This window comes from Cryobacterium sp. MDB2-A-1, from assembly GCF_004402675.1.
GTDB lineage: Bacteria > Actinomycetota > Actinomycetes > Actinomycetales > Microbacteriaceae > Cryobacterium > Cryobacterium glucosi.
In genome coordinates this window covers 1-21,139 of sequence record NZ_SOFK01000026.1, presented here as the reverse complement: position 1 = coordinate 21,139, position 21,139 = coordinate 1, and the positions used below count along the sequence as shown (strand labels likewise).

At 70.7% G+C, this 21,139-nt stretch carries 17 protein-coding genes; 7 read left to right on the top strand and 10 right to left on the bottom strand.

All coding sequences use genetic code 11. The features are described 5' to 3' along the window. Positions 1-28 precede the first annotated feature (28 nt). Entirely contained in the window at positions 29-2,101 is a 2,073-nt protein-coding gene (locus E3O39_RS08760) for an MMPL family transporter (protein WP_134449803.1), read from the bottom strand. 61 nt (positions 2,102-2,162) lie between these two features. Between E3O39_RS08760 and E3O39_RS08755 the strand changes: the two genes are divergently transcribed. The 3 genes from E3O39_RS08755 (at position 2,163) to E3O39_RS08745 (ending at position 4,904) form a co-directional block, all read left to right on the top strand. Beyond that, positions 2,163-2,729 (top strand): MarR family winged helix-turn-helix transcriptional regulator, encoded by a 567-nt coding sequence (locus E3O39_RS08755; RefSeq protein ID WP_134449804.1) that lies wholly within the window; start codon positions 2,163-2,165, stop codon positions 2,727-2,729. A 95-nt stretch (positions 2,730-2,824) separates the two neighbouring features. Beyond that, positions 2,825-3,337 (top strand): Fur family transcriptional regulator, encoded by a 513-nt coding sequence (locus tag E3O39_RS08750; protein WP_134449805.1) that lies wholly within the window; start codon positions 2,825-2,827, stop codon positions 3,335-3,337. Between the two features lie 37 nt (positions 3,338-3,374). Further along, on the top strand, positions 3,375-4,904 hold the full coding sequence (locus tag E3O39_RS08745; RefSeq protein WP_134449806.1) for a catalase: 1,530 nt from the start codon (positions 3,375-3,377) through the stop codon (positions 4,902-4,904). 37 nt (positions 4,905-4,941) lie between these two features. Here the strand turns inward: E3O39_RS08745 and E3O39_RS08740 are convergent, their stop codons facing one another. Both E3O39_RS08740 and E3O39_RS08735 read right to left on the bottom strand, forming a co-directional pair. Then, complete coding sequence (locus E3O39_RS08740; protein WP_134449807.1) at positions 4,942-5,814, bottom strand: SDR family NAD(P)-dependent oxidoreductase; 873 nt, start codon at positions 5,812-5,814, stop codon at positions 4,942-4,944. Next, positions 5,811-6,182 carry a Fe-S oxidoreductase gene (locus E3O39_RS08735; protein ID WP_134449808.1) on the bottom strand — a complete coding sequence of 124 codons (372 nt, stop codon included), beginning with the start codon at positions 6,180-6,182 and terminating at the stop codon, positions 5,811-5,813. Before E3O39_RS08735 ends, E3O39_RS08740 begins: the two co-directional genes overlap by 4 nt. A gap of 43 nt (positions 6,183-6,225) precedes the next feature. Here E3O39_RS08735 and E3O39_RS08730 point away from each other — a divergent pair, with 43 nt between their 5' ends. Continuing rightward, positions 6,226-9,216, top strand: coding sequence for a hypothetical protein (locus E3O39_RS08730; RefSeq protein WP_134449809.1), 2,991 nt, complete (start codon positions 6,226-6,228; stop codon positions 9,214-9,216). Positions 9,217-9,246: 30 nt separating this feature from the next. Here the strand turns inward: E3O39_RS08730 and E3O39_RS08725 are convergent, their stop codons facing one another. From E3O39_RS08725 to E3O39_RS19755, 7 genes are all read right to left on the bottom strand, one after another. After that, a complete protein-coding gene (locus tag E3O39_RS08725) occupies positions 9,247-10,020 on the bottom strand; it encodes an ABC transporter permease (protein WP_134449810.1) in 774 nt (257 codons plus the stop codon). Further along, positions 10,017-10,994: an ATP-binding cassette domain-containing protein gene (locus E3O39_RS08720; RefSeq protein ID WP_134449811.1), complete on the bottom strand. Its 978-nt coding sequence runs from the start codon at positions 10,992-10,994 to the stop codon at positions 10,017-10,019. The genes E3O39_RS08725 and E3O39_RS08720 overlap by 4 nt, the downstream gene beginning before the upstream one ends. 125 nt (positions 10,995-11,119) lie before the next feature. After that, positions 11,120-12,565 carry an NAD(P)/FAD-dependent oxidoreductase gene (locus tag E3O39_RS08715; RefSeq protein WP_134449812.1) on the bottom strand — a complete coding sequence of 482 codons (1,446 nt, stop codon included), beginning with the start codon at positions 12,563-12,565 and terminating at the stop codon, positions 11,120-11,122. Positions 12,566-12,596: 31 nt separating this feature from the next. Further along, positions 12,597-13,448 carry a crotonase/enoyl-CoA hydratase family protein gene (locus tag E3O39_RS08710; RefSeq protein ID WP_277612980.1) on the bottom strand — a complete coding sequence of 284 codons (852 nt, stop codon included), beginning with the start codon at positions 13,446-13,448 and terminating at the stop codon, positions 12,597-12,599. 142 nt (positions 13,449-13,590) lie between these two features. Further along, positions 13,591-14,424: an arginase family protein gene (locus tag E3O39_RS08705; RefSeq protein WP_134449814.1), complete on the bottom strand. Its 834-nt coding sequence runs from the start codon at positions 14,422-14,424 to the stop codon at positions 13,591-13,593. 96 nt (positions 14,425-14,520) lie between these two features. Continuing rightward, complete coding sequence (locus E3O39_RS08700; RefSeq protein WP_134449815.1) at positions 14,521-15,252, bottom strand: PspA/IM30 family protein; 732 nt, start codon at positions 15,250-15,252, stop codon at positions 14,521-14,523. Between the two features lie 82 nt (positions 15,253-15,334). Beyond that, positions 15,335-17,446, bottom strand: a complete 2,112-nt coding sequence (locus E3O39_RS19755; RefSeq protein ID WP_134449816.1) for a TPM domain-containing protein — start codon at positions 17,444-17,446, stop codon at positions 15,335-15,337. A 193-nt stretch (positions 17,447-17,639) separates the two neighbouring features. On the opposite strand from E3O39_RS19755, the gene E3O39_RS08690 reads away from it, so the two are divergent. The 3 genes from E3O39_RS08690 to E3O39_RS08680 all read left to right on the top strand — a co-directional run. Beyond that, complete coding sequence (locus E3O39_RS08690; RefSeq protein ID WP_134449817.1) at positions 17,640-18,401, top strand: gamma-glutamyl-gamma-aminobutyrate hydrolase family protein; 762 nt, start codon at positions 17,640-17,642, stop codon at positions 18,399-18,401. Positions 18,402-18,445: 44 nt separating this feature from the next. Continuing rightward, complete coding sequence (locus E3O39_RS08685; protein WP_198413418.1) at positions 18,446-19,846, top strand: M20/M25/M40 family metallo-hydrolase; 1,401 nt, start codon at positions 18,446-18,448, stop codon at positions 19,844-19,846. Positions 19,847-20,095: 249 nt separating this feature from the next. Continuing rightward, on the top strand, positions 20,096-21,139 hold a 1,044-nt coding region (locus E3O39_RS08680), incomplete at its 3' end, for a HAMP domain-containing sensor histidine kinase (protein WP_304990174.1).

Below are 21,139 nucleotides of genomic sequence, written 5' to 3'. Positions count from 1 at the left end.
CGCTCGGCGCCCGGCGCTCGGTGCCCCGCTACTCGCGGAGTGCCGGGTGCGACGGCCACCAGAACCGGTCGCCGGTGAGGAACACGAGCGCGGGAACCACGAGGGTGCGGACGAGCAGGGTGTCGAGCAGCACGCCGAGGCAGACGATCACGCCGATCTGAGCGAGCGCGACGACCGGGAGTACCCCGAGCACGACGAAGACCGCTGCGATCAGGATGCCGGCGCTCGTGATCACCGCTCCGGTCGAGGAGAGGGCGCGCACCATGCCCTCCCGGGTGCCGTGCAGCCGGGCCTCCTCCCGCGCCCTCGTCGTGAGGAAGATGTTGTAGTCCACCCCGAGCGCGACGAGGAACAGGAACGCGAACAGCACGACGTTCGTATTGAAAGCCGGGAAGCCGAGCAGGTTCTGGAAGATCAGGTTGGAAGCGCCGAGGCTCGCGAAGAACGTCGCGAGCACGCTCAGGATCAGCAGGACCGGCGCGACGAGGGAGCGGAGCAGCAGGGCGAGGATGCCGAAGACGATCGCGAGGATCATCGGCAGGATCAGGTCCTGGTCGCGCTGCGAACTCGTGCGGGTGTCGAGGGCCGTCGCGTCTGTGCCGCCGACGAGGGAATCCGCGACCGCGCCGCCGGCATCCGCGTATGCGGTGCGCAGCGCGGTGATGGTGGCGAAGGTCGTCTCACTGCCCGGTTCGCTCGAAAGCGACAGGTTGAGCCGGGTGCGCCCGTTCGCGCTCTCGCCCGGCTGCACCGTTGCGACGCCCGCTGTCGTTGTGGCGAGGCTCGCGGCCTCTGTCGCCGAGGCATCCGGTGCGAGCACGATGGTCTGGCTCGTGAGCCCCGACGAGAACGAGGCGTCGACGATGGCCTGCGCCTGCACCGATTCCGGGTTGCCGAGCAGCTGGTCCGCCTGCGAGAGCCCGACGGATGCCCCGACCAGTCCCAGACTCAGGGCGCCGAGCCCGAGCGCGGAGGCGACGATGATCGCCACAGGGCGCCGGGCGACGCCGCGGCCGAGCCGGGACCAGAATCCGGTGTGCACGCGGGGCGACGCGGGGTCGTAGCGCGGCACGAACGGCCAGAACAGCCCGCGGCCGCAGACGACGAGGGCGGCGGGAAGGACGATCAGGGCGAACAGGATCGCGATGACGACACCGATCGCGCAGGCGAAACCGAGCGCGCGGTTGCCGGAGAGCTCGGCGAAGAGCAAGGTCAGCAGGCTCAGCGCGACGGTCCCTCCGCTCGCGGCGATCGCGGGGCCTGCGCTCCGCACGGCGATTCGCATCGCCTCGTTCCTGCTCTCGGTGTGCAGCAGTTCCTCGCGGTAGCGGGCGACGAGCAGCAGTGCGTAGTTGGTGCCCGCACCGAAGACGAGCACGGACTGGATGCCCGAAACGCTTGCGTCCAGGGTGATGCCGAACGGCCCGGCGAGGGCGCTCACGACGACGCCGGCGAGCCCGTCGGCCAGTCCGACGACCACGAGCGGCACGATCCAGAGCACGGGGCTGCGGTAGGTGATGATCAGAAGTACCGCGACGACGATCACGGTCACGAGCAGCAGCCGGAAATCGGCGCCCGCGAAGGCGTTGGAGATGTCGGCCTGGAACCCGACCGGCCCGGTCACGTAGGAACTCAGGCCGGAGGGCAGGTCGCTCGAGGCGGCCGAGCGGATGTCCGCGGCCGTGCCCTTGACGTCGGCGCTGACGGCGGCGGCCTCGAGCGGCACGACGCTGATCGCCGCGAGCCCGTCGTCGCTGAACCGGGGCGTGGTCGCCCGCGGGGCGGTCGACAGTGCGCCGAGTTCGGCGGCCTGCGCGGTGATCGCGGCCTTGTCCGTCTCCGTCAGCGCGCTCTCCGCGCCGGTCGTGTCGCCACCGCGGTTCCAGACGACGATCGCGGAGGTCTGCTTCGCCGAGGGGAAGTCGGCGAGGAGGGCATCGACCCTGGCCGCCTGGCTCGACGTGGGCAGCCCGGACGTCGGGAAGTCGTTCCCGGCGCTCTTCGGCAGCAGTGCGAACAGCAGTCCGACGGCGATGACGGCGCCGACGAGGACGACCCAGGCCGTGCGCCGACCCGTGATGATGCGCACAATCCCGAGCACTTTTCCTCCAATAGTCCTGATTGCTAAGCATCCTAGCAATGTCAGGACTAGTATGGCGGTCATGGCAGAGCCTCGCAAGTCCCCGCTCCCGGCTGGTGCACCAAGCGGTGCGCCGACCGGCGCCGTCCAACCCCTTGTCGGCGACAACGACATCGGCCTGCCCTATTCCGGCGAGATCGGCACCCAGCTGCGGGAATTCGTAGTGCTGTCCCGGGCGTTCGAGCGCCAGGTCGGACAGGCCCTCGCGGTGAATCCGACCGACCTGTCCGCAATGGAACACCTGATCACGGCCGGTTCGCTCACACCGAGCGAACTCTCCCGGCGGCTCGACATCTCGACGGCAGCGACCACCCTTGTGGTCGACCGGCTCGTCGCACTCGGTCATGCCCGGCGCGAGGCGCACACCTCGGACAGGCGGAAGGTCGTCGTCCTGCCCGCAGCGAAATCGGTGGAGAAGGCCGTCGGAGCGCTCATGCCGGTGATCGGGGGAGTCGCCACTGTCACCCGTGACCTCCCCGCGGAGGAGCGCGAGGTCATCGCGGCCTTCCTGTCGCGGGTGCTCGACGTCTACCGCGGCGCCCTCGCCGGCGGCGCCGATGGTGACGGCGACACCGCTCCCCGCTCCTGACCCTCGCTCCTGACCCCCGCTTCCTGAACATCCGGCGTTTCTGAACATTCGGTGAATTGTTTTGAGGAAATCAAAACAACTGTTAGCGTGAGGGCATGACGACGACCGGGACGCCGAGCAAAAACCCGGGATTCTCGCGGCCGGGCGAGCCAGGGCAGCTCGGTGACAGCATCCGCCGATCGGGACTCAAGGTCACCGCGCCGCGCCTCGCCGTGCTGCGGGCCCTCGACGATTCCCCGCACGCGAGTGCCGAGCGGCTCTTCGCCGTGGTGCGGACCGAGTTGCCCGGAACGTCGCTGCAGGCGGTCTACGGCGTGCTCGCGGCCTTCACCTCGGCGGGTCTCACCCGCAGGATCGAACCGTCCGGGTCTCCTGCGCTCTACGAGCGCCGGGTCGGCGACAACCACCACCACGTGATCTGCTCGCGCTGCGCCGCCGTGCAGGACGTGGACTGCGCCGTCGGCGAGGCGCCCTGCCTCGAGCCGAGCGACGCGGCCGGTTTCGCCGTGCACGCCGCGGAGGTCACCTACTGGGGGCTCTGCCCCGACTGCCAGGCCGCGGGCGCAGAGCCCCATCTCCCGGCCGGCCATCCACCCACTCATCCCTGACCTACGCAGTGCACATGTAGTCGAACAAAGGAGCAGCATGACCACCGAGTCCAACAGCGAGTCGAACACCGGGCCGATCAAGCCGACCACCACCCAGACCGGAACCCCCGTCGCGAGCGACGAGCATTCCCTCACCGTCGGGACGGACGGCGTCGCGGCCCTGCACGACCGCTATCTGGTCGAAAAGCTCGCGCAGTTCAACCGCGAGCGCATCCCGGAGCGGATCGTGCACGCCAAGGGCGGCGGAGCGCACGGCGTGTTCGAGGTCACCGGCGACGTGTCCGCGTACACCCGCGCCGCGGTCTTCCAGCCGGGCACGAGCACCGAGACGCTGCAGCGATTCTCGAGTGTCGCCGGCGAGCAGGGCAGTCCGGACACCTGGCGCGACGTGCGCGGCTTCTCGGTCAAGTTCTACACGACGGAGGGCAACTACGACATCGTCGGCAACAACACCCCGGTGTTCTTCATCCGAGACGGCATCAAGTTCCCCGACTTCATCCACTCCCAGAAGCGGCTGCCCGGCTCCGGCCTGCGCGATGCCACGATGCAGTGGGACTTCTGGACCCTCTCGCCGGAGTCCGCGCACCAGGTCACCTACCTGATGGGCGACCGCGGCCTGCCGCGCTCCTGGCGCGAGATGCCCGGCTTCGGCTCGCACACCTACCAGTGGATCAATGCCGCCGGCGAGCGCTTCTGGGTCAAGTATCACTTCGCCTCCAACCAGGGCAACGTCGAGATGGAGGGCTCTGAGGCCGAGCTCATCGCCGGCGCAGACGCCGACTACTACCGCCGCGACCTGCACGACGCGATCGAGGCAGGCAACTTCCCGTCCTGGACCGTCTCGGTGCAGATCATGCCGTACGAGGACGCCAAGACCTACCGGTTCAACCCCTTCGACCTGACCAAGGTCTGGCCGCACGCCGACTACCCGCTCATCGAGGTCGGTGTGCACACGCTCAACCGCAACCCGCAGAACTTCTTCGCCGAAATCGAGCAGGCCGCGTTCTCGCCGGCCAACTTCGTGCCCGGCATCGCGGCGAGCCCCGACAAGATGCTGATGGCGCGCATCTTCTCCTACCCGGATGCCGCGCGATACCGGGTCGGCACGAACTACGCTGAGCTGCCCGTCAACGCCCCGCACGCAGCCCCGGTGAACAACTACTCGCAGGACGGCGCCGGCAGGCACCACTTCAACGCTCCAGAGGCCCCGAACTACGCGCCGAACTCGCTCGGCGGCCCGGTGGCCGACCCGCTGCTCGCGGGCGAGGGCAGCTGGGAGAACGACGGCGAGCTGCTCCGTGCCGCCGCCGTGCTGCGCAGCGAGGACAGCGACTTCGGCCAGGCCGGGACGCTCTATCGCGACGTGTTCGACGACGCGGCCAAGGCCCGCTTCCTCGACACCATCACGGGTGCGATCAGCGGCGTGCAGCGCCCTGAGGTCACCGAACGCGCGATCTGGTACTGGACGAGCGTCGACGCCACGCTCGGCGCTGCACTGCGCGCGAACCTCGCGACGTGGGCAGAGGCGGACATGCTCGCAGAGGCATCCGCCCAGTACTCGGAGTAACGCGGTACTCGGAGCAAGCGAGCGGATGCCGTAGCGGCTATTCGAGGGTGGGTGCGGCCTGGGCGGTCGCAGCCACCATCGCCCCGCTGCGCTCCCAGAGGGCTGCGGCGAGCGCCGGGTCGTAGGCGAGCTTGTTCGCCTTCGCGACCAGGCGCTTGTCGTAGTACTCACCGGAGATCCATTCGTCCAGGGGAGCCGTGGCGAGCCAGACCAGGGTGTCTGAGCCCTGCTCCGGTGTGATCAGCATCCGCTTGAGCGGGGTCTGGTAGATGAAGCGCATCACGCTCGTCGAGTTCGACGAGAAACTCGTCGCGACGACGCCGGGGTGGAACGCCGCAGTCGTGAGGCCCTGCTCGTGGTAGCGGTGGTGCAGCTCGCGGGTGAAGAGGATGTTGGCGAGCTTGGCGTTGCCGTAAGCCCGGTTGGGTGAATACTTCGCGCTCGCATCGAGGTCGTCGATGTCGAACCGGGCGTAGACGCTGTTCGCCACGCTCGCGGTGTTGATCACCCGGGCGTGGCTCTCCAGCAGCCGGTCGGTGAGGAGCGTCGTGAGCAGGAACGGCGCGAGGTGGTTGACCTGGAAGGTCTTCTCGTGGCCGTCGACGGTGAGGACCCGCTTGCCCATGATGCCGCCGGCGTTGTTGGCGAGCACGTCGATGCGCGGGTAGCGCTCGAGGAGGGTCGCGGCGAGAGCGCGCACCTCGTCGAGGCTGGCGAAGTCGGCGGTGAACGAGTCGGCGCCGAGCGGTGCTGCGACGGCGGCGGTCTTGGCCGCCGAGCGTCCCACGATGACGACGGATGCGCCGGTGCGGCTCAGCGCGCGGGCCGCGGCCGCGCCGATGCCGTCGCTGCCCCCGGTGATGATGATGGTGCGAGCGGACGGTGCGGATGCTTCGGACGTGTCGGTCATGACTTCCCTTTGGTCAGGTAGCCGCCCTTTTCCAGGCCGGCCTCGATTTCAAAACGGTTGGTGAGCGGGTTGCTGCCGGCCGCACGGTAGAACAGCGGGAACAGCATGCCGTAGCGCTGCCACTGCCGTTTGTGCACGGCCTCGTGTTCGAGGATCGCGTCGGAGACGTTGTCCCGGGTGAGGTAGCAGCCGCCGACGCAGGACCCGCCGCGGCCGAAGGCCCAGTTCGGCAGGCCGCGGAAGACGATCAGGCCGCCGCGCCGCTCGACGCGCCCGGTGCTGAGGAGCCCTCCCCAGACCAACCCGACGGCCGTCGCATAGAGATACCCGGCCCTGCTGAGGGGGGAATCGAAAAGGATCCGGAGCATCACTCAAGCGTATGCCGCCTGACCGGCACTTAGAGTTAACCCCGTGCGAATTCGACTGCTGGGCGGACTGAGTGTCGAGCACGACGGACGGCAGGTTCCCGTGACGGGGTCGATGCAGCTCGCCGTGCTGTTCCGGCTTGCCGTCGACGCGGGAACGGCGGTGAGCTACCGGGCGATCTCCGAGGACGTCTGGTCCCGCGATGCGCCCGAGAACCAGCGGGCCGCCCTCCAGTCCATCGTCTCCCGGCTCCGGGCCCAGCTCCCTCCCGGAGTGATCGAGTCGACGGTCGGCGGCTACCGTCTCCTGCTCGCCAGGTCCGATGTCGACGCACTCCGTTTCGAAGACCTCGTGGCCGAGGCGGTTGCCGCGGCGGGGACTGCCTTGCCGGCGGATGCCCGACGCGCCGCGCTCGCGGCCCTCGCGCTCTGGGCTGGCGAACCCTGGATCCCGTCCCCGGACTTCGACTGGTTCCTCCGCGACCTCGCCCGCGACCGGGCCAGGGCACTCGAACTCACAGCCCTGGATGGCGCAGCCCCGGATGGCTGCGCACCCTCCGTGGCCTTCGCACCCTCCGCGGCCCGCGGCATCCCGGTGTCCCTCACCCGCCTCGTCGGCCGGGAGCGTGAACTCGCGGCGATCGAGGAGCAGCTCGCCGTGTCCCGGCTGGTCACGATCGTCGGAACCGGGGGAATCGGGAAGACGCGCCTCGCGCTCGAAACGGCAGCGGGCATCCGTGGTGCCGTGCTCGTCGAGCTCGCCCCGGTGGGTCCGGGCGAGGTGCTCGCCGCGGTGCTCGCGGCCACCGGGCGCGAACTGCGCACCTCGGACGCGCCCGTCGAGCCCGTCGGCAGCCTCGAGCGGGTCGTCGAGGCGCTTCTCGGGCGCGCGGTCGTGCTCGTGCTCGACAATTGCGAGCACGTCATCGACGCGGCCGCGCGGCTCGCGGAGAGCCTGCTCGGCGTCCTGCCCGCACTGACGATTCTCGCTACGAGTCGCGAGCCGCTCGGAATCCCCGGCGAGTCCTTCGTCACCGTCGGGTCGTTGCCGCACCCGAGCGAGTCAGAGCTCGAGGCCGCCATCGACACTCCGGACGCGCCGGGGTCGCCGGAGCGCCTGCGCGAGTTCGCCGCTCTCGAGCTGTTCGGCCAGCGGGCCCTCGCCGCGCGGGGCGCCGGCCTCGCTACCGGGGAACTGGCCGGCGCCGCCCGGATCTGCGCGCGCCTCGACGGGCTGCCGCTCGCCCTCGAGCTTGCCGCGGCGAAGCTCCGCACGATGACCCTCGACGAGGTCCTCGACGGCCTCGACAATCGCTTCACCCTCCTCACCGGCGGGTACCGCACGGCACTGCCGCGGCACCAGACCCTCCGCGCCCTGATCGACTGGAGCTGGAGCCTGCTCTCGGCGGACGAACGCACGGCGCTCGGCCGGCTCGCGGTGTTCCCCGCCGGGATCGACACCCGGGATGCGGCCGACGTCGCCGCCACGGCCGGGCTCGTCGGGGCATCCGTCTTCGAGAGCCTCGTGGACAAGTCGCTGCTGCACCGCGAACGCGGACGCTACCGGCTGCTCGAGACCATCCGCGAATACGGCATCGAACGGCTCGCGGAGGCCGGGACCCTCGCGGCCGAGCGCGCGGCGCAGGCCGGATACATCGCGGTGCGGGCGGAGGCCGCCGATGCGCTGATGCGCGGGCCGCGGATCCGCGAGGCGATCGCGTGGTTCGACGCCGAAGACGACAATGTGACTGCGGCGCTCCGGTACACAACGAGCGCGCGTCTCGCCGAGCCCGCGGTCCGGGTCGCGCTCGCCTGCGTGTGGTACTGGGGGATCCGGGAGCGGAGGGACGAGCTCGGCGTCTGGCTCGGCGCGGTGAGCGAACTGGCCGCAGAGGTCGACAGCGATGAAGCACGCGCCATTGTGCTGTTCACGCCGGTCGTCCGGGCCTTCTCCGCAGAGGAGGCCAATCCCGATGCCGCTCGTGACTCGGCACTCGTCCCCGAGGCGCTCGCCGAGGCCGCACGGCGTGCGTTCGACGCGTGGGCGCAGGACCCGCCGGGGAGGGGCGGCGAACTGATGCAGCTCGCCTTCCCGCTCCTGTCCGCGTTCCGGACCTCGTTCGGAGAGGAGGGCTGGATGCTGCGGGTGCGGATCCCGAGCGGCGAGGAACTCGGCCTTGATCCCTGGCCCGCGGCCATGCTGCACGTGATTCGGGCCGCCACGGCGCAGAACCGCGGCGACATCGCCGAGCTCGGCGAGGCATCCGCCCACGCCGTGCGCGCGTTCGAGGCGATCGGCGACCTCTGGGGCCTCGCCCTCGCGCAGCAGATGCGCGCGGAGTGGTTCAGCCTGCAGGGGCGCCTGGACGAGGCGCTCGACGTGACGGACGCGTCGACCGCGAACATGAGCCGCATCACCTCGAGCTGGGACCTCGCCCAGCAGCAGGCGCTCGCCGTGTCGATCATGCTGCGGCAGGGCAGGCTCGCGGCGGCGCGGGAGCGCGCGGTTGAACTCCTCGCAGGGGCTGCGGAGTCCGGCAATATCTTCACCGTGATCCAGGCCGAGGCCACCGCACTCGTGCTCGACCTGAACGACCGCGACACGGGAGCCGCGAGCGCCCGGCTCGCCAGGATCGAGGACCTCGCGTCCGGCTGGCCGAACATGCCCGCCCAGCTCGTCGCCATGATCGGGGTGCGCCGCGCGGAGCTCGAGCTCCTTCAGGGCGACGCGGATGCCGCGGAGCGGGCCATTCGCGTGGCCGCCGATGCCGCGATCGCGAGCCTCGACCACCCCGTGATCGGCCAGGTCGCACTGAGTCTCGGCGGCCTCGCGCTCGCCCGCGGGCAGGTCGAGGAGGCCGTGCGGGCGCTCGACCTCTCCTCGGCGATCATCGGGGCGTACGACCGCCTCGAACCGCGAGCGATCGCGATCGAACAGGCCGCCGCCGCCCACGGCATCGACCGGGCGACGCCGGCGCCCTCCTCGCGCCCGCACGCCCTCGCGACCCTCCGCGCCCTGATCGACCCGGCCGGCTGATCCCGCCCCCGCGCGCGGGAGGGAATCGCGCTAGAGCTTCGTGCGGTATGCGCGCATCGCCAGGGGGAAGAAGACGCCGACGAGGACGACGCAGGAGAGCAGCACCCAGAGGACTTCGCCGCCGACGCTTGTGCCCGGGGTCATGATCGAGTTGCCGACCAGGAGGCCGCGCATCGCGTCGGTGACGTGGGTGACCGGGTTGATCGCGACCCAGCCCTGGAGCCAGCCGGGCATGGTCGCCGCGGGCACGAACGCCGAGGAGCCGAAGGTGAGCGGAAAGACGATCAGGAACGACAAACCCTGCACGGCGCCCGAGCTGCGGGCGAGCATGCCGATGAACACGGATGTCCAGCACAGGCTCATCGCGAACACGATCATGAGCACGATGGCCGTCACAACCGAGTACCACGGGGTCAGGAAGCGGAAGCCGATCGCCGCGCCGAAGGCGAGGGTGACGCCGATCGCGATGCTGTGCCGCACCACGTCGCCAGTCACGGCGCCCATGAGGGGGGCGGACCGGGCGATCGGCAGGGACCGGAACCGGTCGAACACCCCGTTCTTCAGGTCGGAGTTGAGGTTGACGCCGATGGTCATCGCCGTGGTCATGATCGTCTGCACGATGATGCCGGGAAGCGCGAACTGGAGGTAGTCCTGGCTCGTCCCGGCGATCGCGCCGCCGAAGATGAACGCGAAGATCACCGTCATCACGATCGGCTGCACCGAGACGTCGAGGAACTGCTCGGGGTTCCGCACCATCTTGGTGACGGTGCGCTGGGCGAGGATCAGCGAGTCGCGGACGATCATGATGCGGCTCCTTCCGTGACGAGGCCGGTGGCGGAGGGTACTGCCGGCGTGTGACCGGTCAGGGAGTAGAAGACCTCGTCGAGGCTCGGGAGCCGCAGCGAGAGCTCGGTGACGGCGATGTTCTCGGCGTGCAGCCGGGCGACGGTCGCGGTGAGGGCATCCGCGCCGGCGACGGGGACCGAGACGAGGCTCGGGGCTGGAAACTCGGGGGCGCGGGTGCCGACGGAGGCGAGCAGGGCGGTGACGCGGTCCAGGTCCCGGTCGTCGGCCGGCCGCACCTCGAGGGTCTGCCCGCCGACCTGGCGCTTCAGGCCCTCCGGGGTGTCGTGGGCGATGACGAGACCGTGGTCGATGACGGTGATCTCGTTCGCGAGGGCATCCGCTTCTTCGAGGTACTGCGTCGTCAGCAGCACGGTCGTGCCCTGGCGAACGAGGGTGCGGATCATCTCCCAGACGTCGTCGCGCTTGGCGGGGTCGAGGCCCGTGGTCGGTTCGTCGAGGAAGACGACGCTCGGACGGCCGATGAGCGAGGCCGCGAGGTCGAGGCGGCGGCGCATGCCGCCGGAATAGGTCTTGGCGAGGCGGCCACCGGCGTCGGTCAGCTCGAATTCCTCGAGGAGCTCGGCGGCGCGGGCCTTCGCATCGGAGCGGGACAGCCCGAGGAGGCGCCCGATCATCACGAGGTTCTCGACGCCGCGCAGGTCCTCGTCGACGCTCGCGTACTGGCCGGTCAGGCCGATCCGGCGGCGCACGTCGACGGGGTGGGTGACGACGTCGAAGCCGGCGACCGTGACGGTGCCGGCGTCGGGCTTCAGCAGGGTCGCGAGAATGCGCACGGCGGTGGTCTTGCCCGCGCCGTTGGGGCCGAGGACGCCGAGCACCCGGCCGGGTCCGACGGTGAGGTCGATTCCGGCGAGTGCCTGGGTCGTGCCGAATCGTTTGGTGAGCCCGCGGGCTTCGATTGCTGGGGTCATGGTGCCTCCTGGGTAGGACACCAGTAGACAATTCCCCCGCTGTCGCCCCGCTGTCGCCCCGCTGCCGCGCGCTGTCAGCGGCTGTCAGCCGCCGTCAGCGCCGGCTGCGGGCAGCGGATGCCGCGCTACGGCCTGCCGTATGCCTCCAGCAGGCGCAGCCAGACTTCGCTCATCGTGGGGTAGGCCGGGACCGCGTGCCAGAGCCGGCTGATCGGTACCTCGCCGACGACGGCGATGGTCGCCGCGTGCAGGAGTTCCGCGACGTCCTGGCCCACGAACGTGACGCCGATGAGCACTTCCCGGTCGAGGTCGACGATGGCCCTGGCCATGCCGGTGTAGCCATCGGCCTGCAGGCTCGCTCCGGCGACGCTTCCGATCGGATAGTCGAGCACCCGGATCCGGAGGCCGGCCTTCTCTGCCGCCGCCTGGCTGAGCCCGACCGAGGCGACCTCGGGATCGGTGAAGGTGACCTGGGGGACGGCGGAGTGGTCTGCGGTGGCGACGTGGGTGCCCCAGGGGGAGTCGTCGACGGCCCGGCCGGAGGCGCGGGCGACGATCACGTCGCCCGCCGCCCTCGCCTGGTACTTGCCCTGGTGGGTGAGGAGGGCCCGATGCGTGACATCGCCGGTCGCGTACAGCCAGTCGCCGGCGAGGTCCGCCGCGTCGCCCTGAACGAGCAGGGTGTCGTCTACGGTCAGCCAGCCGCCGTCGGGAAGCCCGACGGACGCGAGCCCGAGGTCGTCGGTGCGCGGTGCGCGACCCGTCGCGACGAGGACCTCTGTCGCGGTGACGGTTCCACCGCTCGCGAGGGTGAGTACGACGTCGCCGTCGGCAGAGCGCATCGCGAGAACGGGAGCCTCGCCGGTCAGAACCGTCGCTCCCGCCGCGCGCAGGGCCTCGATGACGAGTTCGCCGGCGAACGGTTCTTCCTTGCCGAGGAGGGAATGGCGCACGATGAGCGTGACCCGGGCGCCGAGCGACGTGTACGCCGTGGCCATTTCGGCCGCGGTGACACCGCCGCCGATGATGGCGAGGCTCTCCGGGATGTGCTGGACGCTCGTGGCCTCGCGGCTGGTCCAGGGGTCGACGGTGCCGATCCCTGGGATGTCGGGCAGCACGGCGGAGGACCCGGTGCTCACCACGACGGCGTGCCGGGCCGTGAGCACAGTCGTCGTTCCGTCCGTGCCGGTGACGGTCACCTCGCGCACGCCGCTGAGGCGGGCATGCCCGCGGACGAGGGCGATTCCCGCGGAGTCGAGCCAGCCGACCTGGCCGTCGTCCGCCCAGTGGCTCGTGAACGAGTCCCGGCGACGCAGCACGGCGGCGACGTCGAGCTCACCGGTCGCGGCCTCGGCGGCTCCGCCGACCCGGCGTGCGGCGGAGAGTGCCGCTCCGCTCCGCAGCAGGGCCTTGGACGGCATGCACGCCCAGTACGAGCACTCGCCCCCGACGAGTTCGCTTTCGACGATGATCGTGCTCAGCCCGCCCTGAACGGTGCGGTCTGCGACATTCTCTCCGACGGCGCCGCCGCCGATCACAATGACGTCGTAGGTCGTGGTCTGGTCGTTCATGGTGTCTCCTGTCGTCGATGAGTCACGTGGTTCAGCGCCCCACGAATTCCGCGGCGGTTCTGGTGCGGAATGCTTCCATGCCGATCCGGGCATCCTCGCTCGCGGCGAGCACGCCGAGGGTCGGCTGCAGCCCGGCCTCCGCGACGGCATCGCCGAGTCGCACGGCGTCTCGCGCACTCGCGAGGGTCGCCTGCACCGCGAGCGGGGCCTGGGCGGCGATCCGCCCGGCGAGCTCGAGCGCCCGGTCGAACTCGGTGCCGTCGGGAACGACCTCCTGCACGAGCCCGATCCGCAGGGCCTCCGCGGCATCGAACATGTCACCGGTGAGGATCCAGCGCATCGCATTGCCCCAGCCGACCGCGCGGGGGAACCGGATCGTGGCTCCGCCGAACGGCAGGATGCCGCGGGCCACCTCGATCTGCCCGAACCGCGTCGAGGCGGCAGCGACCGAGATCTCGCTCGCGAGCATGAGCTCGATCCCGAGTGTGAGGCAGGTGCCCTGCACGGCCATCACCACCGGCTTCGAGACCGCTCGGCCGTCGACTTGCCAGGGGTTGACCCCGCCGTCCGGCACCATGTCGATGCCGTCCGGGCCGAGGCGCGGGCCGATGTCGGCGAGGTCGAGGCCGGCCGTGAAGTGCTCGCCGACGGCGTAGACGAGGCCGACCCTGAGCCCGGGGTCGCGATCGAGCTCGCCGTAGGCAAGGGACAGCTGCTGCAGCATCAGCAGGTCGGCGGCGTTGCGCTTCTCCGGTCGGTTCAGCCCGATCAGGAGCACGTGCCCGCGCCGCTCGGTCAGCACCCGGAGTTCCTGGTGGGCGCGGTCCTGCCCGCCGGGGTCGTGCTCTGTTCGGCTCTGTTCGGTGCTGCGCTGCTCGCTCACGGATGCCTTCCTGGTGCTGGTGGGTTTCGGGGCGTTGTCCGCGGTGCAGGACAACGCAACGTCGGAGTTTTGCGCGACCCGCGGCATCCGCTGCCCGGATTCACGGCGTGTGGCGAAAATCTCCGACGTTGCGGTGCGCGGGTCAGCGGGTGAGGGCGCCGATGATCCGGAGGATGCTCGGCAGGTCGTCGTTCGCGGCCTCGGGGGAGGCGGGCGCGAAGCCCGCGATCGTGGCACCGGCGAGCTCGAACTCGGCCCTGAGCGCGGTGATCGTGCGGCCGAGGGTCTCGACGCTCAGTCCGAAGGGAAGGAGGTTCGAGAGCCCGGTCAGCACGGAGGGGTCGAGCACGTCGAGGTCGAGGTGGATGTAGAACGCGGTCGCCCCCGTCGCGCGGACCGCGGCGAGAATGCCGTCCGGCGTCTCGAGCTCCTCGATCGACAGGCAGCGGATGCCCGCCGCACCGATGAGCTCGGCTTCGGCCGGGTCGATGTCGCGGGCTCCCGCGATCACGATCCGGTCGAACGGCACCCGTTCGTCCGCGCCGAGCACGAGCCCGTCGACACCCTCGCCGGCGATCGCCCGGAGCACCATGCCGCCGAAAGCTGCGGAGGGCGATGAATCGGGGGTGTGCAGGTCGGGGTGGGCGTCGAGCCAGACCACGGCAAGGCCGCCCGGATGCCGCGCCGAGGCGTGGCCGACGGCCGCGAGCGAGACGCCGCACTCGCCGCCGATCGTGAGGACGGGGGTGACGCAGTCGCGCAGCGCACGGGTGAGGCGCTCGCGCACCATGACGAGGCTCGAGAACCGGTCGATGCCGGTGTCCTGCGCGTCGCCGGCCTCGACCGGAACCGGGACTTCGACGGTCGCGGAGGACGGGAGATCACCCCGGATCGCCTCCGCACCATCGCTGAGGCGCATTGCGCGCGGAGAAACCGAACCCTGCCATTGCGGCACGACAACGAAGGAGGGAGCCATACTCCAGTATGCGCCTCGCGGCTTGTCGCGCGCGAGGGCATCGCGCACGTTCTCCGAACTCAAAAGTGTGCCCTCTCGGCGGTTTAGCGCCGTGGGCTACTTCTCGATCTCGCTCGCGCCGGAGGACTTGAGCGCCGCCAGGCGGGCGTCGACCTCGGTGAGTTCGCCGAGGTCTTCGAGGCTTTCGAACTGGGCGTCGAGGCTCGACGCGGCGAGCTCGTTCGCCCCGCGCACCTTGGCCTCCTCGCGGCGGATCTTGTCCTCGAACCTGCTGACCTCGCTCGTGGGATCCATGATGTCGATGCTCTTGACGGCGTCCATGACCTTGGTCTGCGCCGCGGCCGTCTTCGAGCGGGCGATGAGCTCGTCCCGCTTGGCGGACAGCTGGCCGAGCTTCTCCTTCATCGCGTTGAGACCGGTCTTGAGCTGTTCGACGACGGTGGTCTGCGAGGCGATCTGCGGCTCGGCGGCCTTCGCCTCTTTCTCGGACTGCAACTGGCGGCCGAGCGCGACCTTGGCGAGGTTGTCGAATTTGTCGGCGTCCACGGCGTTGCCCGCTGCGCGCAGCTCGTCGGCCTTGCGGCTCGCGGCGAGTGCCTTCCCGCCCCACTCCGCCGCGGCCTCGACGTCCTCCCGGTGGTCGTCCTCGAGGAGGCGCAGGTTGCCGATCGTCTCCGCGATGGCACCCTCGGCATCCGAAATGCTGTTGCTGTAGTCGCGCACCATCTGGTCGAGCATGAGTTTCGGGTCTTCTGCCGAGTCGATCAGGGAGTTGATGTTCGCCTTGGCCAGTTGTGCGATGCGGCCGAAGATGGATTGCTTGGTCATGACAGTGTCCTTTCGAGTGATTCTGCGGGCGGGTCCAGTGTGGCGCGTGTCTGTGTGCTTCCGCTGTATGGGGTGAAGTGAGTCAGAACCTCCCGCCCCCGCCGCGGCGGGACCGGGTGCCCGCACCGCCGAAGCCGCCCGGCAGGCCGAACCCGCCGCCACCGCCCCGGCCGCGCGAACCACCGAAGGGGCCGCCGCCGAATGTGCCGCCGCCGAAGAGACCGCCACCGCGGTTGCCGGAGAGAACCGAGTTGATCAGGATCCCGCCGAGGACGGCGCCGAGCATGCCTGACCCGGTGCCGCCTTGACCTCCGCCCTGCCCGAGGCCGGTACCGGGGCCGGGCCCGCCCGCGAAACCGTCGACATCCGCTCGTGCCAGGGTGATCGACTCCGCGGCGAGCGAGCCGGAGCGCTGCGCGGCGGTGAAAGCGGAGCCCGGGTCGGTCGCGCGGGTGCCGTCGGCCTGGGCGAGCAGACGTCCGGCTTCGGCGAGCCGGGTGCGCGCCTCGGCACCGACGGCGCCGCGCCTGGCCGTGATGAAGTCCTCCGCCGCCGAGACCTGGCCGTGCGCGGAGAGCAGGGCCTGGTCGAGTGCGGCCTCGGTGCGCTGCGCCTGGGCGGCCGCGTCCCGCACCCCCTGCAGCGCGGCATCCATGCGCGCGTTGGTCGCCTCGAGCCGGCCGAGCAGTTCGAGCGGGTTGATCGGTCCGGCGCCGAGCCGGGCGGAGACCTCGGCGACGGCGCGTTCGGTGTCGGCGATGACGCCGGCAGGGGTGGCGGGCAGCGCGCGGGCCGCGGCGAGATCCCCCTGCAACTCCGCGAGTGTGGCCGAGACCCGGTCCGCCGCCGCGGAGAGGTCGGTTCCGAGCCGGTCGACGGCATCGAGCAGCAGCCCGGCCTGGTCGACCGATTCCTCCGCCGCACGGATCCCGACGGCTGCTCCCGGCGGGTCGCTCTCGATCCGTTTGCCGGCCTCCGACAGTGCCGTGCGTGCGAAGGCGATGCGCTCCCTGGCCTGGTCGGCATTGTCGGCGACGGTCCCGAGTGCGGCCGCGGTATACCGGCCGGCGAGTTCGGCGATACGGGCGGCGGCGGGCGCGATCCTGCTCTCGGCGGCGTCGGCGTCGCGGGTAGCGGATGCCGCGGCGGCCGGAGCGTTCTTCTCCAGCTGGCGCAGCGCGGCGAAGTCCGCCGCCTGGTCGTCGAGGGTCGTGTTGGCCTGCTCGCAGCCGTCGAGGATGGCGAGGAACCAGTCCCTGCGCTGCTCCTCGGTGTCGGGGACGGCGTCGTCGAGCTTCTGCTGGAGGGTGAACGCGGCCCGGAGCGCGGCCTTCGCGGAGTCGAGGGCCGTGCGGAACGCCTCCGTGGCCTCCTGGCCGTACTGGGCGAGGGCGAAGCCGAGCTCCTGCTCGCTCGACGTCACGGCGTCATCGGTCTGGACGAGGGCGGTCGCCGCCCGCCGGGAGAGCTCTTCGGTGGAGAGGGCGGCGGGCTGCCCGGTTCCGACGGGAGGCGCTGCACCGGCTGCACCGGCTGCACCGGCTGCAGCCACCGCCGCGCCCCGCCGTCTGCGAGCGAAGAACACGATCGTCCCCGCGACGATCGCGATGAAAACGACGAGCGCCACGAGGATCACCGTGAGGAGGCCGCCCCCGGAGGCCCCTCCTCCGGGATTCGCGGTACCGGGGGTGAGCGAGGGCGCTGGAACCGGCTGGCCGCCGATCGTCGCCGCGAAGCCGTTCGCGGCGCCGATCGCCGCCCCGGCCCAGTCGTTCACGCGCAGGGCCGGTTCGATCGCGACGGTTTCGACCTCCAGAAGTTGCGCATCCGTCAGGGTCGAATTCTGCGCGACCGAGAGCTGGTACTGGCGGTCGCTTGTTGCGACGGCGAGCAGCACATCGTTGGTGCCGAGCCCGTTCTCGTCGGCGGTCTGGTCTGCCCACTGCTGGCGGTCGGCGACTCCGGTGAAGCTGTCGACGTAGGCGACGAAGAGGTCGGTGCGGGTCTCCGCGTAGAGCCGGTCGAGGGCGGCGGTCACCTCCGCGGTGCGGGAGCCGAGGGCGCCGACCCTGTCGACCACGTGGCTCGACCCGAAGCTCGGGGGATCCTCGGCGGATGCCGGAGTCCCCGGCCCTGCCCCGAGGCCCACGACCGCGAGGACGACCCCCAGAAGCAGCAGGCGTCGTGACCGCATGGACTCGCCTCCTTCGGCGCGGGAATGGCAGGCGAGGGCGGGTGCCCGGTGCCCTCCTGCCGCGAGCATAGAACGGCCAGACCCGCCCGTCTACGAACCTTCTGTTGCGGACTGTGACGGCCCCGTTCGCGTCCGGAGCCGGCAGTGCCCACACTGGGAACACCGCACACGATGAAACAGCCTGGAGGGCAGCATGGCCGAGACCACCGCCCCGCGCCTCGCGGTCGTCGAGGTCACCGGAAGCCGCCCGGACCGCCCCGCGTACCACGCCAAGGTCCAGGTCCTCAACGGAACCGTCGTGGCCGCAGCCGAACAGGGCGGCTGGGCCGTCACCCGCCTCGCCGCGGCCGACATGACCATCGCCACCCTGCTCACCGCGACAGCGGATGCCGACGCGATCGTCATCCTCGGCGGGGAAGACATCACTCCCCGTTTCTACGGCGGCGTCTCCGGTTACCCGGAAGAAACCCTGCATTTCCCGGTCGCCGACGACGGCCAGCTTGCGCTCGTGCGCCGCGCCCTCGAGCACGGCACCCCGCTGCTCGGCATCTGCCGCGGCCTCCAGATCATCAACGTCGCCCTCGGCGGCAGCATCGTGCAGCACATCGACGAAGGCATCCACCGCAACGTCGACGTGCCGATCGACCGGATCCTCCGCGAACACACCGTCGAACTGCTCGAGGGTACCGTACTCGCCGACAGCCTCGGCGGCGCGTTCGCCGCCGTGCAGAGCGCGCACCACCAGAGCGTCGACCGCCTCGGCACCGGCCTCCTCGCCGCAGCGGTGGCCCCCGACGGGCTCATCGAGGCCGTCGAGCACGAGTTCGCGCCGATCACCGGCGTGCAGTGGCACCCTGAGGCCCCCGACGCTCCAGCCGACCAGCTCCCGCTGCTGCTGAAGAGCCTCGAGCGCCAGCTCGCGGCCATCGAAGCGGCCGGTCGTATCGCGGCCTGAGCTGAGCCGAGCCGACCCGAGCCCGGCATCCGCTCGGGTAGAGTGTGGGCACCTGTCGAAAGGACCGCACCATCGCAGACGACACCCTTTCCGGCAGCATCATTCCGGGCAGCACGCACCCCGACGACGCGCTCACCCGCGCCACTGTCGACCTGCTGCGCGACCTGATCCGCAACGCCTGCGTCAACGACGGCACAGCGGACTCCGGCGGCGAGATCCGCAGTGTGCGCACCCTCGAGGGCTTCTTCGCCGGCTCCGGCCTCGACCTCGAGGTCGTCGAACCGCACCCGGGCCGGGCCTCCCTGATCACCCGCATCCACGGAACGGACCCGGGCGCGCCCTCCCTCGCCCTCGTCGGCCACCTCGACGTCGTCCCCGTGCACGAGGCCGGCTGGAGCCGCGACCCGTTCGCGGCGGAGATCGTCGACGGCGAGATCTGGGGCAGAGGCGCTCTCGACATGCTCTGCCTCACCGCGAGCTACGCCGCCGTCACACGTGCCATCGCGACCGGTTCATTCCGACCCCGGGGCGACCTCGTGTTCGCGGCCGTCGCCGACGAGGAGGCCGGCAGCGGCCTGGGCGTCGAGTGGCTCACCGAGAACCGCCTCGACCTGATCGACGCCGACTTCGTCCTCACCGAGTCCGGCGGCGTGCCCGTCGGCCCCACCCCCTCCATCTCCACGACGATCGGCGAGAAAGGCCTCGCCGGCCGTCGCCTCGTCGTGCACGGCACCCCCGGGCACGGTTCGGCGCCCTGGGGTGCCCGCAACGCCGCCATCATCGCAGCGGATGCGGTGTACCGGCTCTCCCGGTACCACGCGCCCGTGCAGATCACCCCGGACTGGCGCCGCTACGTCGCGGCGCTCGACCTCGACCCGGCGCTCGCCGCCCGGCTCCTCGACCCCGTGCGCATCATCGACGCCCTGCACGAACTCGGCACCCTCGCCGGCTTCGCGCACGCCTCGACCCACACGACCGTTTCGCCGAACGTCGTGCGGGCCGGTGACAAGGACAACGTCATTCCCGCCCTCGCGACTGTGACCCTCGACATCCGGGTGCTGCCCGGCATCGCGGCGGCGGATGTCGACGCATACCTCCGCGAGGCGCTCGGCGAGCTCATGGCCGACGTGACGATCGAGGGCGAGGGGTTCGAAGCCGCGACCCGCTCTCCGATCGACACACCGCTCTACGACGCCCTCGGTGCGGCCGCCCGCCGGGCGTACCCGAACGCCGACCTGCTGCCGATGCTGAGCGTCGGCGGCTCAGACGCCCGGTTCTACCGCCGCCGCGGCATCCCCGCGTACGGTTTCGCCCTGCTCAGCCGGCGCTGGGACTACGGAATGTTCCGCCAGCTCTTCCACGGCAACGACGAGCGGATCGACGTCGAGTCCGTCTCACTCACGGTGAACGCCCTCGACGCCGTCGTGCGGGACCTGCACGGCTGATCGCTTCACGCGGGGAGTCCCGGGGTCGAGCCGCTCGCAGTTGATAAATTGCATGCAATGCTGCACTGTAAGTAGCAGTTGACGTCCGTCGTCACCTGCTCCGGACCTGCGCTGAGGATGGCCAGTGCATGCACGGGCGGCCGCCGGGGCGACGACCCGGACGAGAGGTCGATTCAGGTGGCACAGCGCGGGTCCGCCAGCGTCGCTTCTCTCCTGCCCGACGCGCCGGGATCGATCCGGGTCTCGTTCATGGCGATTCTCATCGGGACCGTCGCATACGCCGCGTCGACGTTCCTCGTGACCGGCCCCGGCCGCCCCGGGTGGCTCGACGGCTGGTTCTACATCGCGCTCGAACTCGGAGCCGCGACCCTGGTCGGAGCTCGAGTGGTCCTGCGCCCGATCGAGCGCCCCGCCTGGGGAGCGCTTGCCGGCGCACTGTACGCCGTCGCGCTGTCGGACGCGGCCGGCACGGCGGCGGCCGCAACGGACCATGACGCCGCCGGCGTGCTGGATGCGTTCGCCTTCGCACTCGACGCAGCCTTCTTCGGGCTCGCCTTCGCCGGGCTGGTCCTGCTGGTGCGGAAGCGGCTGCCGCCGTCAACGGCCTCCGTGTGGCTCGACGGTGTGATTGCAAGCCTGGGTCTGCTGTCGATCGCGTCTGCGCTCTTCTATCGCGCTGCCGACGAGATCACCGTCGACAGCCTGATCTCCCTCGTCTACGCGGTCGCCCCGCTCGTGCTCGTCGCCATCCTTGTCGGCACGGCCGCCGCCCTCGGCCGGCGCCCGAGTCAGATCTGGGCGCTGTGCACAGCTGCATTCTCGTTGATGGCCCTGGGCAACCTCATCCAGGCGACCGGCCTTCCCGGGCTCGATCTGCCGGGAGCGCCGGTCAACGCGCTCTGGCCGCTCGCCGCCCTGCTCCTCGTGGCCGCGGCCTGGCGGTCCCGGAGCACCCCGAGGCCTGTCGGGTCGGATTCGGCGTTCGTACTGGCGATTCCCTCGATATTCACTCTCGGCGCCCTTGCGGTTGCCCTGGTGAATCAATTCACCTCCCTGTCGTACTTCTCGATCGTCACCGCCGTCGTGACCGTGATGGCTGGTGCGGTGCGCCTGTTGTTCGCGGTGCGGGATGCTGATCGGTTGCGGGTGCGGCAGGTGGAGTTGAATGTGAGTCTGGGGTTGGCGCGGGATGCGGCGTTGGCGGCGACGACGGCGAAGTCGGCGTTTCTGGCGACGATGAGTCATGAGATTCGGACGCCGATGAATGCGGTGATCGGGATGACGGGGTTGTTG

Excerpts from the sequence above, each read along its gene's own strand:
- E3O39_RS08755 (WP_134449804.1), top strand. The coding sequence starts at position 2,163 with ATGGCAGAGCCTCGCAAGTCCCCGCTCCCGGCTGGTGCACCAAGCGGT.
- E3O39_RS08750 (WP_134449805.1), top strand. The coding sequence starts at position 2,825 with ATGACGACGACCGGGACGCCGAGCAAAAACCCGGGATTCTCGCGGCCG.
- E3O39_RS08745 (WP_134449806.1), top strand. The coding sequence starts at position 3,375 with ATGACCACCGAGTCCAACAGCGAGTCGAACACCGGGCCGATCAAGCCG.
- E3O39_RS08740 (WP_134449807.1), bottom strand. The coding sequence starts at position 5,814 with ATGACCGACACGTCCGAAGCATCCGCACCGTCCGCTCGCACCATCATC.
- E3O39_RS08735 (WP_134449808.1), bottom strand. The coding sequence starts at position 6,182 with ATGCTCCGGATCCTTTTCGATTCCCCCCTCAGCAGGGCCGGGTATCTC.
- E3O39_RS08725 (WP_134449810.1), bottom strand. The coding sequence starts at position 10,020 with ATGATCGTCCGCGACTCGCTGATCCTCGCCCAGCGCACCGTCACCAAG.
- E3O39_RS08720 (WP_134449811.1), bottom strand. The coding sequence starts at position 10,994 with ATGACCCCAGCAATCGAAGCCCGCGGGCTCACCAAACGATTCGGCACG.
- E3O39_RS08715 (WP_134449812.1), bottom strand. The coding sequence starts at position 12,565 with ATGAACGACCAGACCACGACCTACGACGTCATTGTGATCGGCGGCGGC.
- E3O39_RS08705 (WP_134449814.1), bottom strand. The coding sequence starts at position 14,424 with ATGGCTCCCTCCTTCGTTGTCGTGCCGCAATGGCAGGGTTCGGTTTCT.
- E3O39_RS08700 (WP_134449815.1), bottom strand. The coding sequence starts at position 15,252 with ATGACCAAGCAATCCATCTTCGGCCGCATCGCACAACTGGCCAAGGCG.
- E3O39_RS19755 (WP_134449816.1), bottom strand. The coding sequence starts at position 17,446 with ATGCGGTCACGACGCCTGCTGCTTCTGGGGGTCGTCCTCGCGGTCGTG.
- E3O39_RS08690 (WP_134449817.1), top strand. The coding sequence starts at position 17,640 with ATGGCCGAGACCACCGCCCCGCGCCTCGCGGTCGTCGAGGTCACCGGA.